The sequence below is a fragment of the Nevskia soli genome (assembly GCF_903970205.1).
Taxonomy (GTDB): Bacteria; Acidobacteriota; Terriglobia; order Bryobacterales; family Bryobacteraceae; genus Bog-113.
Genome location: NZ_CAJCHS010000296.1, coordinates 1 through 15,092, shown reverse-complemented (window position 1 = coordinate 15,092; position 15,092 = coordinate 1). Strand labels below are relative to the sequence as shown.

The following is a 15,092-nucleotide window of genomic DNA, read 5'->3' as shown; positions in this document are numbered from 1 at the left end:
TCTTTCGCTGCTTCCGACGCGTCGACGGGTATCCATCCGATGCCCTTCGCGTAGAACTCTGCCCAGCAGTGATAGCCCGCGATCCTGCCCGCGCCGCGTTCGGCAGGAACGGGGAATCCAATCGAGAATCGCGCAGGGATGCCGACCGCCCGGGCATAGCCGATGAAGATCGCGTGGAAGTCCGTGCAGTTACCGCGGCGCGCATCGCACGCGTAGTAGATATCGCCGCGTCCCCAACCTTTGCCTGACTTATCGTACTTCACGGTGGCAACAACGTGATTGTATATAGCACGGGCCTTTTCGAGGTCAGTTTGGGCGTGCGCCTGACTAACTACTTCCGTAGCCCAGGCACGAATCTGGTCATCGAGTGGAACCAGCCGATCCGGCCTTAAGTAAGCGTCCAGATTAGTCGGCGCAGTCGCATCAGAGTGGGAACTAAGATCGGACTGGTCCCGCTCCGAGCGTCGAGCGGTGAAACGAATCGCAATCGGCAGGTCTTTACCCGGCGCGGCAGTATCAATGTGAAGGTAGCGATTGCCGTTCGCGGCCGCGGTAAATTCGTACTTTACAGAAGACTCGACTGACAGATTCTCGATCCGCTGAAAATCGTCATCGTGCGGCACGGGCAGCCATACGTCGAGGCGTTTGGAACCGGCGGGCGGCGGATGAACTGTCGCCTGGTAAGTTAGAGTGAAGTCTCGAACTTTTGCGGCCGAAGGCGCTCGGTCGGCGGCGGCCTGGAAACGGCGGAAGAAGCTATCGCCATTCCATGTGGGACGGGCTGGTGTATCAGCGAGTTCGACGACGACATCCTTCATGACGGAGTTAAACTGCGCGGCGGCATCCAGGTCGACCGGCTGGTTCAAGTCATCGCTGGGGGCGTGGTATCGAGACTCTAGCCACGCGCGCTCAACCTCCTCATCCTTCGAGCCCTTTTCGGATCCATCCATGCACATCACCGACGGGATTCCGTGAAGGATGAAATTGTATTGATCGCTGCGAATGAATATGTTGCGCTGCGGATAGGGATCATCCTGCGTCTTGAAACCGTGCTTCGCGGCGATGTCGCGGACGACCCCGCCGATGGAAGATTCACCCAACCCGAAGACGGTCATCACATGCATGGGGTGGATGGGGAGAAACATATCCAGATTGAGATCGGCGACGATACTCTGCAAGGGGATTGTAGGATGCGCGGTGAAGTAGCGGGAGCCGAGCAATCCTTTCTCCTCGCCGGTGACAGCCAGGAAGAGGAGTGAACGGCGCGTGTGCAGACCTGCTTCCTTCAGTTGCTTCGCGATCTCAAGCAAAGAGGCGACGCCGGACGCATTGTCCATCGCGCCATTGAAGATAGAATCGCCATTGACCGGAGTGCCGACGCCAAGGTGATCGAGATGCGCGGAAAGTACGACGTACTCATCCCTAAGTTGCGGGTCACTGCCGGGTAACACCGCGACGACATTCTGAGACTCAACCTGGGACTGCTGCACGATGGATTGCGCGCGCAGAGAGAAGGCCAAAGGGAAATGCGGCAGCGGGCGGCCGTCTTTAGCCAGGTTGAGTAACTCCGCAAAGGAGTGGCCGGAGCCGGTGAACCACCGTTCCGTTTTCTCGGGATTCACGGTAACCGATAGGGTGTGGCCGCGATCATCCTGCAGATCGGGGTCGGCGAGAACCATGTTTGGACTTTTGGCATTGCCCCGAATACGCGTCCATGGAATATCCATGAACGACGGATCGATAAGACGAACCAATCCGATAGCTCCCGCGTCTGCCAGGGCCTTTCTGCGAATTGTGTTGGAACTGAAGTGCGCGCGCATGTTGCCGGGCACGGACGAGGGTCCGGCGCCGGTTAGATAGACGGCGATTTTCCCGCGCAAATCGAGGCCGGCAAAGTCGTCATAACCTGCGGCGGCCGCGCTTAATCCATAGCCGATGAAGACCAGGGGCGCTTCAACCGGCGGGGCGAAGTTATCGGGCGAAGAGACGAGGACTTCTTCGCCGTAAGTCAGCGGCTCAACCTTTCCGCCGTGAATGAGGGCCGCGTTCGAGTGATCCTGATCTACTGTGATCACTTGGAACGGGACCATCTGGAAGAAGCCCTGAGTACCTGCCGGTTGCAGGCCGCTGGTTTCAAACTGGCTTGCGACGTACGAGGCGGCTCTTCGATGTCCAGGACTGCCGGTATTGCGGCCCTCCATATTGTCGTCCGCCAACACGCGGACGTAATCCCACCAATGCCGGCCCGCGGAGTCCGCCGCCGTGGCGCGGTAACAGAAGACCGCGCAGATAAAGACGATTGGAAATACAAGAGTTGTTTTCTTCATCTATTGCTCCGGTTGGAGATCTTGAATCATTACGACCGCGGAAAGAGCTAATGCAGTTCGCGCTGTAGAGCCCCGGCCAAGCCGCCGGCCGAGAACCCGAACGGGCCAGGCGCGCTCTTGTATTTTATGCGGCCATCCCTTCCCACAAGGTAGAGACGATCGGGCCAGCCGGTGTAGGCGCGCTCCGTCTTGTTGTCGATCCCATCAAGTATGGCGGGAATGCGTATGCCGAGGCGCCGGACACAAGTTGCGGCCGTCTCACCGCGCTCTTCATTGGAACGCGGGGACGCAAACAGTACCCCGTCCCGCACATTGGCTTCCTGCGTCCAAAGATCGGTTGGGTGCGCCTCCTGGATGTACACCACATAGAACGAAGCGCGGCCGCGATACGTGTCATATAGCTTGTTGAGCGCGGGAACCTCCCGGCGAAATGGCGGTCAAGTATAGCTCCCGAAGATAAGAACAACCGGCTCGACCGGGTACTCTGACGACAGTTTGACTGAGCGGCTGCGATCGAGCGCAGCCAGGTCAAAATCCGGAGCCGCATCCCCCACCCGCAATTGCCCCGCGCGCGCCGACATCCACAACGACTCAAAGGGTAGGATCAGGAACGCAACGTCCGGAACCTTGGTCATAATTGCGCCAAAACGCTCAGGGGGCTGGCGCATGGCCGTATAGATGGCGGCGCAGAGCGCAACGTACAGCAGTCCTACTCCGGCAAGGCAGATCAGTATGACTTTGAAGAAGCGCACAATGAGTTACGACCCTAGCTGCTGTGCCGCAAGTTGCGTGCCGGCCACACGCGCGCGTATCTTCTGGAAGGCTAAATCGCGTGAGGTCGAGGTGTCGTCTGCAAAGGGAGCGAAACCACAATCGTCCGTAGTTCCCAGCTGAGCGAGAGGAAGGTATCTGGCCGCGACTAGCACGCGATCGCGAACCTGATCCGGAGTTTCTACTTGGGGGTTGATGGGGTCTATCACGCCGACGAAAACCTTTTGGTCAGGTTGTAAGTGCCGGCGGATGATATCTAGCACCCGCTCAGGTTCCTTCTCACTCGCTAGTTGAATGTAGAAGCGCCCGACGTGCATGCGAAATAGAATGGGAAGAAGATCCGCGTAATCGACATCCGCACTATGTGTGGCATCGCGATCGCCGCCTGGACAGGTGTGAACCCCGATCGAAAGGCGCTCCTTCTGCGAAAAGTGGGCAAGAACGCGGTTGTTCAGCGCGACAAAGCTTTCGAGGAGGCCGCCGGACGGATCGAGCTTGAGTGAGAGGCGGGCCTCCGTGAAGTCGATTTGGACGCTGTCGGCGCCGCGTTCCAGGCACTGGCGAATGTCGGTGACGGCGCCGGCAACCAGGTCATTCAGAAACGCTTCGCGCGAGTAACCTTCGATCCCGGCAGCAGGATAGAGCAGGCTCATCGCCGATGCCGAGATAACCGCCTGCTTGACCGGTAACGCCGTGAGCCCTTTAACTGCCTCAAGATACTTGACCGCGTACTGCCCGTAGTGGAAAGGCCCGTTGGTTAGTTTGGGTAACTGACGCATGTGTCCGTCCGCAAACGGAATGACAACTCCATCGGGGGCTAAGTTGGCGAGTCCATGCAGCGGGTAAGTGGCGAAACTGGGTTTGGTCTGCTCCCCATCCGTGATCACGGGCGATCCTGTCTCTGCGAAGCGGCGAACCGTATCCAAAAGCGCCTGCCTGGCGATGCGATTCAATTCGCCTTCGTTGTTGCCAGCCAGGGCTGCGATTAACTCAGGAGGCCGCGGAATGCTGCCGATCGGTTCGGTCGGTATCGAGAGGGTCATCACTTAGCGGCGCCCTCGGCCTGAAGGTCGCGCACGAGTTTCATATAGCCGTTGGCGGCGACTCCCGCGGCCCGCTCCCGATAGGATTCAATGTCGCCGGGCGCGAACGTCGCGAGGCCATCCACATAACGGTTGTACATACAAAACGCGGCTGCGATCAGGACCGTATCGTGGATCTCGAGATCTGTTGCACCGTGGCTTCGCGCCCGTTCGATATCGCCGGGCAGCACGCTTTTTCCGCTTTCTTGCACCTTCCCGGCAATCGCAAGCAGCGCCTTCAGCTTCTGTGAAATGGGCGCCGTTTCGAAGTTATGTTTGACCTGCCGCACTAACTCTTCGTCACCGTTCAGATGATAGGCGGCAAGCGCCCCGTGACTCGTCTGGCAATATTGGCAATCGTTTCGATAAGACACATAGGCAGCGATGAGTTCGCGATCGGCCCGCGTTAACGTGTTCTCGTCGTGCAGCAGCACCTGGGCAAGCGCGCTCATGGGAACGGCTGTTGCGGGACGGAATGCGAAGAGTCCGCGAATTCCGGGTAAGTCGGTATCTAAGTAGATATGTGGCATCGATCTATCCGCGATGTCGAAGATAGCCCTTCATCGTGTCATGCAACTCGAGATCGGTAGCTCCGGCTTCGCGGGCAAGCGCAATATCTTCCTCCGTCACTTTCTCTCCGCCTCGTTGAACCTTAGCGGCGACCGCCAGCAGAGATTTTAATTTGGGCGTGACGGGAGCGTTTTGATAATCCCACCGAACGGCATCCACTAAGGCGTAGTTACCTTGCAGATAGTGCGCGGCGGCGCGGTGGCTGGTCTGGCGGAAGTAGCAGCCGTGTCTAGTAGAGACGAAGGCCGCGATCATTTCGCGCTCTCCGCTGGTTAACGTGCTGGGGCCGCGTTGCTCGCCACGATCTCCCCTCGGCCTGTAACGTACTGATTCTACAAAAACGCGCACGTGAGTAAGCGGTGCTTTTTGATTACTGCCACGGGCTGCTGTGCAGTCGGGCGCCACCCGCGGGTGTCGAGAGGAGTTTCGACACGGCACAGAAGAGTCCGTGCGCCACAGGGCGCCGCCCCCGTGTGAACCGAAGGGGTCATGCCGAACTCCGACACGAAGGTCGCGATCAGTTCGCGCTCCCCTGGCGTGAGACTGTTTCGGTTCCATGGCGATTTCAGGACGACAGGGCATCAGATTGACGGATGTCATGTTTGTTCTGGTACGCAAGCTTATCGACGCTCGACGCATACCGCAATAGTCAAAAAACGCTAATGCAAGTCTTCACGGATGCCTTCAAAGTCTCGGACTGACTAAAGTTTCTGGAAGGTTAACGCATTTTGACTATTGTTATAACCGACTCGCGCAACATAGACTCTTCTGCATACCTTTGGGGGGTATTTAGTTTGATAAAGAGACTCGCGGCATCGTTAGTATGCCTGTACCTGGCCGGCTATGCACAAGATCCAGTGGGAACGCTGGAAGGGCAAATCGCAGATCCAGCAAATGCGCTAGTGCGAAACGCGCAAGTGAGCGTCGAAAATGCACGGACCGGACTCACCCGAACGGTTCTTTCGTCGCAACAGGGAGCGTTCCACTTCTCCGACTTACCCGTTGGTGAATACCGGCTAACTGTGACCGCACAAGGCTTCGCGCCTTACTCCGTTTCCGCGCTGCGCATCGACATTGGACAAGTAGTTACCTGGCAGGCGAAGCTCGAAATTGCCAGTGAACATTCGGTCGTAAGAGTCTCGGCTGATGCCGTGAATGTAGATACCAGCCCGACTCTCGGCAATGTCGTATCGGAGAAAGAGGCGACCGACTTACCGTTGAACGGGCGCGATCTGACGCAACTCGGTCTGTTACAACCGGGAGTTGCTCCGATGACCGCGGGACTGGCTGAGGCCGGCGGCATCGCGCGGAGCGGCCAGGCTTACGCGGTGAACGGCGAACGCCCGGAATCGAATAACTATCTACTGGATGGCGCCAGCAATGTGGATAGCGTAAATGGAGGTTACGCGCTGCGAGTGCCGGTGGATGCCGTGTCGGAATTCCGCATTCTGACTCTTAACGCCCCCGCGGAGTACGGGCAGACCAGCGGGGCGACCACCTCAATGGTCACTAAGTCGGGGACGAACCAGTTACACGGCGACCTATACGATTTCTTTCGCAACAGTGACATGGACTCGCGCAACTTCTTCGCGCCCAGTACGGAACCGTTGCATCGCAATCAGTTCGGCGCCACACTGGGCGGACCCATCCGCAAGAACAAGGACTTCTTTTTCCTCTACTATGAGGGCCAGCGCGAATCGGATGGCCAGACCCAGGCGGCGATTGTTCCAACAGCCGCTGAGCGAGCCGGTAACTTCTCCGGACTGGTCGATCCCTCGACCGGGCAGCCTACGCCTTTGATCAACGAGTTCAGCGGCATGCCCTTTCCAAACAATCAGATCCCGGCGTCGATGATCAGCCCGATCGCCCTGCAAGCCGAGAACCTGTATCCGCTGCCGAACGCAGGGGGCAATGTTTTCGAGACAACACAACTTGGTTCAACGAACTACGAGCAGGGCGGCGTCCGGCTCGATCACTACTTCAGCGACAGGGACCAGTTGTCTCTCCGCTATTCCGTGTCGTCGCTGAACCAACTCGATCCGCTTCCCATCGCGGGCGCGGGCGTGCCTGGGTTTCCGGTCACCGACGACATCTTTACTAACTCCGCCACGGTTTCTTGGGTCCACATGATTTCGCCGCAGACGGTACAGACGGTGCGCGCCTCGTTCCTGCGCAATGTCTTTCTCAACGGACAAGCGGTAAACCACACTCCAGGCAGCTCGCTCGGATTTGACTACCAACCTACCCTGGGGTTGAACGACGGCGTTCCCTACCTCATCGTAAGTGGTTACGCATCGCTCGGCAATCCCATTACCGGACCTCAGAACACTTATCAAAACGACTATCAGGGATCTTACTCGATCGCCATGACTCGGGGGCGCCATAACCTCAAGTTAGGCGCCGACTTTACCCGCGAACAGATCAACGTTCTCTTTGGAATTGCGACCAATGGTTTCTTTGTATTCGCGCCTTTCCCGGCGAGCGACTCTTTCGCCAGCTTCCTGCTAGGCCAGTCCGTGCAGTTCTTCCAGGGCGGCGGCTCTTTCGACCGCGGACTGCGTAAGTGGATCGGCGCCGGATATGCACAGGATGAATTCCGCATGACGCCGCGCTTGACCCTCGATTACGGGCTGCGATATGAGGTCAACACGCCTTATACGGAAATTCGCAACCGCTTGAACGCATGGGACCCGGGCCGTCAATCGACGGTTTATCCGAATGCGCCCGAGGGCTTGTTGTTTCCCGGCGACTCAGGCGTTCCCGCGGGTATCGCGCCGGTCGATTATCACGAATTCATGCCCCGCGTGGGTCTCGCGTGGGACCCGTTTGGCGCAAGCAAATTCGTCGTCCGCGCGGGGTATGGCATTTTCTACGACGGCTTCACCAACGGCACAGGGGGTCCACTTCAGGCGGCCGTCAGTGCGCTGCCGTGGACTCAGGCGTACCAGTTGGCCGGCCCGGGATTCAATTTAGCCAATCCTTACGGCGGCGCCCCCACTCCGTTTGGCACGGGGAACTTTGTCGCTCCGGCGACTGTACTCACGGTCCAATCGGGGATGCTGCCGCCGTACTCGCAGAACTGGGATCTATCCATCGAGCGTGTTATCGGCAAAGATTACCTCCTCGATGTGCGTTATGTCGGGACTAAGGGAACGCACCTGCCTCGCTTTATCGAAGCGAACCCTAGTATCTATGGCCCTGGCGTAACTCCCGAAAACAACAATGAGATCCGTCAGTACACTACCTGCAATGCAGCCGGTATCTGTAACTACGGATCGGTGGGACTAATCGCCGACGAAGCTAGTTCCACTTACGATGCTTTGCAAGTAGCTTTCTCACGCAAATACTCGCACGGTCTTAGCTTCCTCGCTTCGTTCTGGTATTCAAAGAGCCTCGATGATATATCGAGTCTCAATGTGGCCGGGTCCGCTCCTACATTAGTGGCGGGCGAGAATGACCTCGCGCAGAACCCGTTTGACCTAGCCGCGGAAAAGGGCCCGAGCCTCTTCGATTCCAAGTTCCGCTTTGTGTTCAGCGGGAGTTACGCGCTACCGTTCTGGCATAGCGGATCGCGCGCCGCCGAGTTCATTACCAATGGCTGGCAGTTTAATATGATCGCCACTTTGTCTTCAGGTACTCCGTTTACGGTTTACGATAGCGCCGATGTTTCGCTGCAGGGCAGCGCGCCCGAGATCACCGGCTTCTATTCCAGCCGGCCGGACCTGGTCTCCAATCCCAACGCCGGGCAGCCGCACACTCCCAATGAGTGGGTGAGCCGGTCGCCTTTCCTGCAACTGAACCCGGTAACGCAGGCGGGACAGTTCGGAAATGAAGGCCGCAACGTCGTGCGCGGTCCTGGCATCGAGGATGTGGATGCCTCCCTATTCCGGAATTTCAACATCAGCGAGCGCCGGATCCTGCAGTTCCGCGCGGAGTGCTTCAATCTGTTCAATCACCCGAATTTCGGGTTGCCGGAGAACGATTTAGAATCGCCGGCATTCGGACAAATACTTCAGTCGGGTCCGCCGCGTTTGATGCAACTGGCACTGAAGTTACTTTTCTAAGTGGGCTAGAAGCCTAAGAACCCCGCTTGCTCACGCGCGCGGCTCAGTAAATTCCTTGCGTTACAGAGCCGCGACCGTGAGGGAGTAAGAGGGCCGACTTTGTCGGCTCAAAGCGGGAAAGGGATCGCGCAAGTTGTTGATTCCCGGCGCGAACCCCTTGGGAGTCGGTTTTGACTCGGCCTGTTAGTTTAGCCTACGCAAACTCAAACGTTTAAAATGAACGTCGGTGCTTCCCTTCCTCTCCATCGTCCTCGCCTACTTACTGGGAAGCATCCCGTTCGGATACCTGCTGGTGCGCTGGCGAACGGGATCCGATATACGCCGCGCCGGTAGCGGCAACATCGGAGCAACCAATGTGTTCCGCACGACGAGCCGCGCAATCGGCGTCGCGACCCTCGTGCTGGACGCGCTCAAAGCTTTTCTCGCGGTCTGGATCGCCGCCCGCCTTACCGGCGGCAACGAACTCGTTACGAACTTGGCCGCGCTGGCAGCCTTAGTCGGCCACGCGTTCCCCGTATTCCTCAACTTCAAAGGCGGCAAAGCCGTGGCGAGTTTCCTGGGCGCCTATCTGTATCTCGCGCCGATTCCAGTAGCCGCCGTGGCTGTCGTTTTCTTCGCGACGGTGTGGCGGACGCGGTTCATCTCACTCGGGTCCCTGATGGGCGCGATCACATTTCCACTGGCGGTGTGGATCATCCAACGGCCGCAACACTGGCCGCTAATCGTTTGCAGTATTCTTTCATGCGCTCTCGTGATCTGGCGTCACCAGGGGAACATCGTTCGCCTGCGATCGGGCCAGGAACACGCGTTCTCCGTGCGAAGAGCGCGAACCTCTTGAGGCGGATGGGTTGAAGCGGATCGCAATTCTCGGCGCGGGAAGCTGGGGAACCGCGCTGGCGTCCATCGTCGCTCCCAACTTCGAAGAGGTCCGGCTTTGGACCCGCGATGCCGCGTTGGCGGCAACGGTCAGCGAGTCGCGCGAGAACGCCCGATCCCTAGCCGGAATTCGTTTATGCCCTTCGATCCAAGTTACGGCTGACGCGCATGAATGTGTATCGTCGGCCGATATCGTCCTGGTTGCGGTCCCCACCGCGCATGTTCGCGACCTAATGGCAAGGCTTCAGGGCACAATTCCAGGGCACTCTTTCATCGTCAGCACTGGGAAAGGTTTGGAGAGCGGCACACTCTTTCGGATGACCCAAGTGATTGCAGAGGCGGCGCGGCGGAATCCCGATCGGGTATTAGCATTAAGCGGGCCGTCCTTCGCGAATGAAGTTGCTGCCGGAAAGCCGGCGGCCATCGTTATCGCCGGTCCAAGAGAAGCCGCGCTCGCCGTCCGTCACGCTCTAGCCCGGCCGAGCTTTCGTGTATATTCGACTGAAGATAGAATTGGAGTTGAAATCGGCGGAGCTTTAAAGAATGTCGTGGCCCTGGGCGCGGGAATGGCAGCCGGGCTGGAATTGGGCTACAACGCTGGTGCTGCATTGATTACAAGAGGGTTAGCCGAAATCACGCGTCTCGCTGTCGCCATGGGCGGGCAATCCCGCACGCTCGCCGGTTTATCGGGATTAGGCGATTTAATTCTAACTTGCACGGGCGAGCAAAGCCGCAACCGGCAGCTGGGCTTCCGCATGAGCCAGGCTGTCTCGGTGCTCGATGTGCTCGTTACGAATACAGCGACAACCGAAGGCGTTGGCACCGCCGGCGCGGCTGTTCGGCTGGGACATGAGTTCGACGTCGAGATGCCTATAGCTGCTGAAATGACCGCCGTCCTGGAAGGCAGGCACCGTCCGGAAGAAGCGATTCATCGCCTCATGGAGCGTACGCTTAAAGAGGAATAATGGATAACATCCGGTCAGTTCCGAAACCTTTTCCTGTGCGAAGTGTTACAGATGAAATGGCCGCTCACGCCCTAGACTACGACGTCCAATTGATGCTGCGGGTGAAAGCGGGAGACACGTCGTGTTTCGGCGTCCTCTTGGAGCGGCACCGGCACCCGGTGATCCATTTTCTCTACCGCATGGTTCAAAATCACGCGGTTGCGGAAGAACTGGCACAAGACGTGTTCCTGCGGGTTTTCCGGTCCCGGGCCAGCTACGAAGCCACCGCCAAGTTCACCACCTGGCTGTTTCGGATTGCGACCCACCTGGCTCTGAATTGGCTCCGCGATGCGAAAAAGGACCGCGTGCAAGACAGTCTGGATGCTGAATCGAGCGATGCGCCCGCCTTGCAGCTAGCCGATCGCAATCCGAACGTCGAGCAGCACATGGTTTCGGGAACGCGCCTCGAAGAGATCCGCCGTGCGATTGCTTCCCTTCCGGAAAAACAAAGAGCGGCAGTTTTGATGCACAAATACGAAGAAATGGAGTATTCTCAGATCGCTAAGGTACTTTGTTGTTCGGAGTCGGCTGTCAAATCGTTACTTTTTCGCGCTTACGAGACACTTCGAGCGCGACTGGCACACATGGCTTAGTGTTAATAAGTGTTAACGGGGTTAAGAAGAGATGAATTGTCCGTCCAAAACGCGGAACGGTCGCCTTAGGCTGATCGAGTTCGCAACCGGGCGTGCTAGGGCAATGGAGCGCATGGAATTACAATTTCACGCGGATTCGTGTCCGGCATGCCGTTCCCTGATCGATGAGCAACGACAGGTTTTCGCAGCGCTGGATGGATGGGACGCTGTTGCCCCAAGTCGTGATTTTAACCGTAAGCTATACGCGCGTTTTGAGCTGGAAGCAAACCGGAGTTGGTTCCGGCGGTTCCAGCAAGTCTTCGAACATCCAGCGTGGATCGGGCGCTCTTCATACCCGTTGGCGATCGCGGCCGTGCTGGTTGTCGGTTTCTTTGCTGGGGACGCCTCCCGCTTCATTACCCGGTGGCGCGGCATTGTGCCCGCAACCACGGCTCCCGCAGCCGCTCCCGCGACGGTTCAAGACCCAACCGCGCAACTCATTCAGGCTCTGGACGATCTGCAACTTCTCGATCAGATCGATTCCGTAAAACACCGCGTTCATCGCAGCCGGACGAGGCCGCTTTAACCGCTCATGACGACCGGACCTGGAATGACCCGGCCCAAAATGTGCTCTTTTGAGGTGACCCGCTCGCGGTTCGCCGGACGGTTAGCGGGCCTAACCATCCTCGCCTTCAGCACCCTGGCTGTCCCCGTTGAAGGAGCCGTTACTGTGCCGATTTCGGCACGCGATTCGCTGGCGCTCAGTACGCCGGTGGTCGCGACCCAGCCCGGCAGCCAAACGGCCACGATCGCCGACCTGGTCGAAAAACTCAGCAGTCTGAGAAAGCCGGAACGCGAGAAGACGCTGGCTAAGCTGCCGCCGGACACTCGTCAGCGCATCGAAAAAGGCCTGCAGCAGCTGGACGGGATGGGGCCGATTGAAAAGCAGGAAGCGCTGGAGCGGTTTCGCGCCTTCACCACCCTCGATAGCCACGGAAAAGAGCAGATTCGCTCGGCGATGGTAAGTTTTAAGACTCTTCCCGAGCGGCGCCGGGAGGCGCTGCGGACCGAGATGAATCTTCTCCACAAGATGTCCAAATCGCAGCGCGACCAGCACATGGCGTCGGATGAGTTCAAGTCGCGATTCTCCGCCGACGAACGGTCGATTCTGGAAAAGCTGACTTTGGTGATGCGGCCTTACTAGGAACGGCAAAAAAAAGACCGGCGCGGTGGCCGGTCTTTTCGCAATCTTGGATTCGGCAGCGTTTGACGTTGGGGTTAGACGTGAGCGTCGATCATTTTCTGCACGTCGCTCTTGCCCATCGCGCCGATCCGCTGTTCAACGACTTGCCCGCCCTTAAAAAGCAGCAGCGTCGGAATGCTGCGGATGTTGTAGCGCATGGCCGTTTGCCCCTGCTCGTCCACATTCAGCTTGCCGACCTTCACCCGTCCGTCGTATTCGGTCGCGACCGCGTCGATCGTTGGCGTCATTTGACGGCAAGGGCCGCACCACTGGGCCCAAAAGTCCACCAGCACGGGGACGTCCGATTTCAGCACATCGGTCTCGAAGGCCGCGTCAGTAAAATCTTTTGTATTCACTCCAGCCATATTTCCTCTTTCTAGATATTAGAAGCGCGACGAAGCTTAAGGATTCAACAGGCGTTCGTACAGGGTCGAGTATTGCACGGCGCTCGCCATCCACGAGAAGTCGCGGCCCATTCCGGTCCGCATCATCCGGGTCCATCGCTCCCGGTCGTTCCACGCCCGCAAGGCGGCCTGCATCGCGAGCAGCAGGGCGTAGCCGGAATATTCCCAGAACTTGAAGCCGGTTTCGCCGTCAATCGTGTCGTCCAGGCCTCCGGTAGCGCGCACCACAGGAACGGTTCCGTAGCGCAGGCTGTAGATCTGATTCAGGCCGCAAGGTTCGTAGCGGCTGGGCATGAGAAACATATCGGATCCGGCTTCGATGCGGTGCGCGAGCCCGTCGTCATACCCCAGGCGCAGTCCGACGCGCTCCGGAAACGCGTCCCGGATCTGCCGGAACATCTGCTCGAACGAGGGCTCTCCGGAACCGAGCACGACCATCGAGAGGTCTTCGCCGAACAGCGCGGGGGCAGCGTCCAGAATCAAATCGGACCCCTTTTGACCGGCCAGGCGGCTGACGATACCGACCAATGGCCGATCGAGCGGCGCATGCTCCAGCCCGAACTCACGCAGCAGCTCCCGCTTGCAAACCGCCTTTCCCGAGAGGTCCGCGGCGGAGTAATTCGCCGGGATCGCCGTATCGGTTTCCGGATTCCACGTCGAATAATCCACGCCGTTCAGGATTCCGATCAGATCCTGCGAGCGGGAGCGCAGCAAACCGTCCAAGCCATACCCGTGCTCCGGGGTTTGAATCTCCTGGGCATATCTGGGGCTCACCGTGGTGATCGCATCGGCGTAAACCAGCCCGGCCTTCAACAGGCTGATGCCTCCGTAAAACTCGACCAGGTCCGTCCGGAACAGCCACGGAGGCAGCCCCACGCGTTCCAGCGAGCCGCGTCCGAAATAGCCGAGATAGCCTAGATTGTGAATGGTTTCGATCGACTTGGTTTTGTAGAAGGTCGGCTCCTGGGTCAGCCAGGTTTTTAGGTAGCAGGGTGTCAAACCCGCCTGCCAGTCATGGCAGTGGATGATGTCCGGCCGGAACATGCGGCGCGCGAACTCAAACACGGCGAGAGACAGCATCCCGAAGCGCAGATCGTTGTCGCCGAAGTCTCCGCGGCGGTCGCCATAGATGCCGTCTCGCGCGTAGAATTCCGGCAGATCCAGGAAGAAGAACGGGCTATCTTCCGCGGTTGTGTAGACCGACGGCCGCCACGCGTAGGGCCCGAGTTGCACGACGAACGGATCGGTTACCTGGCGCGGCGAACGGGCCACGGTTCCGGCGTAGCGAGGAATCAGAACAGCTACCTCGTGACCGAGTTGCTGCAAGGCGGCCGGAAGTGCGCCGACCACGTCCGCTAATCCGCCCGTCTTGGCGTAGGGCGCTGCTTCGGAGGAAACCATCAGTATCCGGCTCATGAGCGATTGTTATGATACCGAGACTCGATCTACGGTTGGTGAACAGGCAGCTGTGCGCAGTTCGCGCTTTTCCCGAGCCCGCCGTCGTGGCCATCGAAGAAGCGATTCACGACTTTCCAAGCAACGGAGCCAGGACTCTTTCTTAAGGATCGAGCCTCATAAATGTTTGATACGGAACCCGACCCAGGCCCGAACCCCGCGACCGCGATGCTTATCCACCAGTCGATGGCGATATTTGCCGCGCCTTGCGCTGCGCTCTTAGTTGCAATCGCCGACCAGCCACTGCGCCTGCCACCAGCCCTATCGCCTTGGCGTGCTTGTTGGCAGGTTTTCCGTGTGGGTTTTACCTTTGACGGTTTACGCTCTACTCTTTATCGCGGAATCGAGGCAATTCGGATTTGGCGATGCTGCCGCCTCCTTCTTCGCGCTGAACCCGACCGATAACGAGACTCTTGCCACTTTTTTCTTCACCCTACCTACGTGCTCCACGGTAACTTATTCGCTTGGCGCTTTTACCCGCGCGCACAGCGCCTAAGAGCGATAGCGTCATCGATCCCGACCTTCAAACAATGCTTCCTGATCTAAAGCAAAGCGCGAAGTGAGACTGATAACCATGTCTCTACTAACCGTCGGTTTCGCTGCGGCCCAAGCCCGCTCGACGACTGGGAGTCTGCGATCTGCCTTCCTCAGACACAACCCATCCCACGATATTTTCCCCGCTAAACCCTTCAAACCAAAGCCCCGCACTCAGGAATTAGCCTGG

13 protein-coding genes and 1 pseudogene are annotated in these 15,092 nt (G+C 58.4%); 6 read left to right on the top strand and 8 right to left on the bottom strand.

Annotated features, from left to right (window positions below):
* The 6 genes and pseudogenes from H1Y01_RS13090 to H1Y01_RS13065 all read right to left on the bottom strand — a co-directional run.
* The coding region (locus H1Y01_RS13090; protein ID WP_180540962.1) for a M20/M25/M40 family metallo-hydrolase at positions 1 to 2,327 on the bottom strand (2,327 nt) is incomplete at its 3' end.
* A gap of 47 nt (positions 2,328 to 2,374) precedes the next feature.
* Positions 2,375 to 2,752, bottom strand: a pseudogene (locus tag H1Y01_RS13085) (deiodinase-like protein); the annotation flags it as partial.
* Positions 2,753 to 2,764: 12 nt separating this feature from the next.
* Complete coding sequence (locus H1Y01_RS13080) at positions 2,765 to 3,079, bottom strand: hypothetical protein (RefSeq protein WP_180540961.1); 315 nt, start codon at positions 3,077 to 3,079, stop codon at positions 2,765 to 2,767.
* 6 nt (positions 3,080 to 3,085) lie between these two features.
* Positions 3,086 to 4,141 carry a cobalamin-independent methionine synthase II family protein gene (locus H1Y01_RS13075; protein ID WP_180540960.1) on the bottom strand — a complete coding sequence of 352 codons (1,056 nt, stop codon included), beginning with the start codon at positions 4,139 to 4,141 and terminating at the stop codon, positions 3,086 to 3,088.
* Positions 4,141 to 4,710 (bottom strand): carboxymuconolactone decarboxylase family protein, encoded by a 570-nt coding sequence (locus H1Y01_RS13070; protein ID WP_180540959.1) that lies wholly within the window; start codon positions 4,708 to 4,710, stop codon positions 4,141 to 4,143. Before H1Y01_RS13070 ends, H1Y01_RS13075 begins: the two co-directional genes overlap by 1 nt.
* Before the next feature lie 4 nt (positions 4,711 to 4,714).
* The gene (locus H1Y01_RS13065; protein WP_180540958.1) at positions 4,715 to 5,005 is read right to left on the bottom strand and encodes a hypothetical protein; all 291 of its coding nucleotides are present in this window, start codon (positions 5,003 to 5,005) and stop codon (positions 4,715 to 4,717) included.
* Between the two features lie 473 nt (positions 5,006 to 5,478).
* Here H1Y01_RS13065 and H1Y01_RS13060 point away from each other — a divergent pair, with 473 nt between their 5' ends.
* The 6 genes from H1Y01_RS13060 to H1Y01_RS13035 all read left to right on the top strand — a co-directional run bounded on the left by H1Y01_RS13060 (position 5,479) and on the right by H1Y01_RS13035 (position 12,470).
* Positions 5,479 to 8,814: a carboxypeptidase regulatory-like domain-containing protein gene (locus tag H1Y01_RS13060; protein WP_437179965.1), complete on the top strand. Its 3,336-nt coding sequence runs from the start codon at positions 5,479 to 5,481 to the stop codon at positions 8,812 to 8,814.
* Positions 8,815 to 9,040: 226 nt separating this feature from the next.
* Positions 9,041 to 9,652: a glycerol-3-phosphate 1-O-acyltransferase PlsY gene (plsY, locus tag H1Y01_RS13055; RefSeq protein ID WP_180540956.1), complete on the top strand. Its 612-nt coding sequence runs from the start codon at positions 9,041 to 9,043 to the stop codon at positions 9,650 to 9,652.
* 10 nt (positions 9,653 to 9,662) lie between these two features.
* A complete protein-coding gene (locus H1Y01_RS13050) occupies positions 9,663 to 10,655 on the top strand; it encodes an NAD(P)H-dependent glycerol-3-phosphate dehydrogenase (protein ID WP_180540955.1) in 993 nt (330 codons plus the stop codon).
* A 35-nt stretch (positions 10,656 to 10,690) separates the two neighbouring features.
* Positions 10,691 to 11,287, top strand: coding sequence for an RNA polymerase sigma factor (locus H1Y01_RS13045; RefSeq protein WP_219341518.1), 597 nt, complete (start codon positions 10,691 to 10,693; stop codon positions 11,285 to 11,287).
* A 112-nt stretch (positions 11,288 to 11,399) separates the two neighbouring features.
* On the top strand, positions 11,400 to 11,852 hold the full coding sequence (locus H1Y01_RS13040; RefSeq protein WP_180540953.1) for a hypothetical protein: 453 nt from the start codon (positions 11,400 to 11,402) through the stop codon (positions 11,850 to 11,852).
* Positions 11,853 to 11,906: 54 nt separating this feature from the next.
* Positions 11,907 to 12,470 carry a DUF3106 domain-containing protein gene (locus tag H1Y01_RS13035; protein ID WP_180540952.1) on the top strand — a complete coding sequence of 188 codons (564 nt, stop codon included), beginning with the start codon at positions 11,907 to 11,909 and terminating at the stop codon, positions 12,468 to 12,470.
* A gap of 74 nt (positions 12,471 to 12,544) precedes the next feature.
* Here H1Y01_RS13035 and trxA read toward each other — a convergent pair whose 3' ends face one another.
* Together trxA and glgA are read right to left on the bottom strand one after the other, a co-directional pair.
* Positions 12,545 to 12,874, bottom strand: coding sequence for a thioredoxin (trxA, locus tag H1Y01_RS13030; RefSeq protein ID WP_180540951.1), 330 nt, complete (start codon positions 12,872 to 12,874; stop codon positions 12,545 to 12,547).
* 36 nt (positions 12,875 to 12,910) lie between these two features.
* Positions 12,911 to 14,329: a glycogen synthase GlgA gene (gene glgA / locus H1Y01_RS13025; protein WP_180540950.1), complete on the bottom strand. Its 1,419-nt coding sequence runs from the start codon at positions 14,327 to 14,329 to the stop codon at positions 12,911 to 12,913.
* Positions 14,330 to 15,092 lie beyond the last annotated feature (763 nt).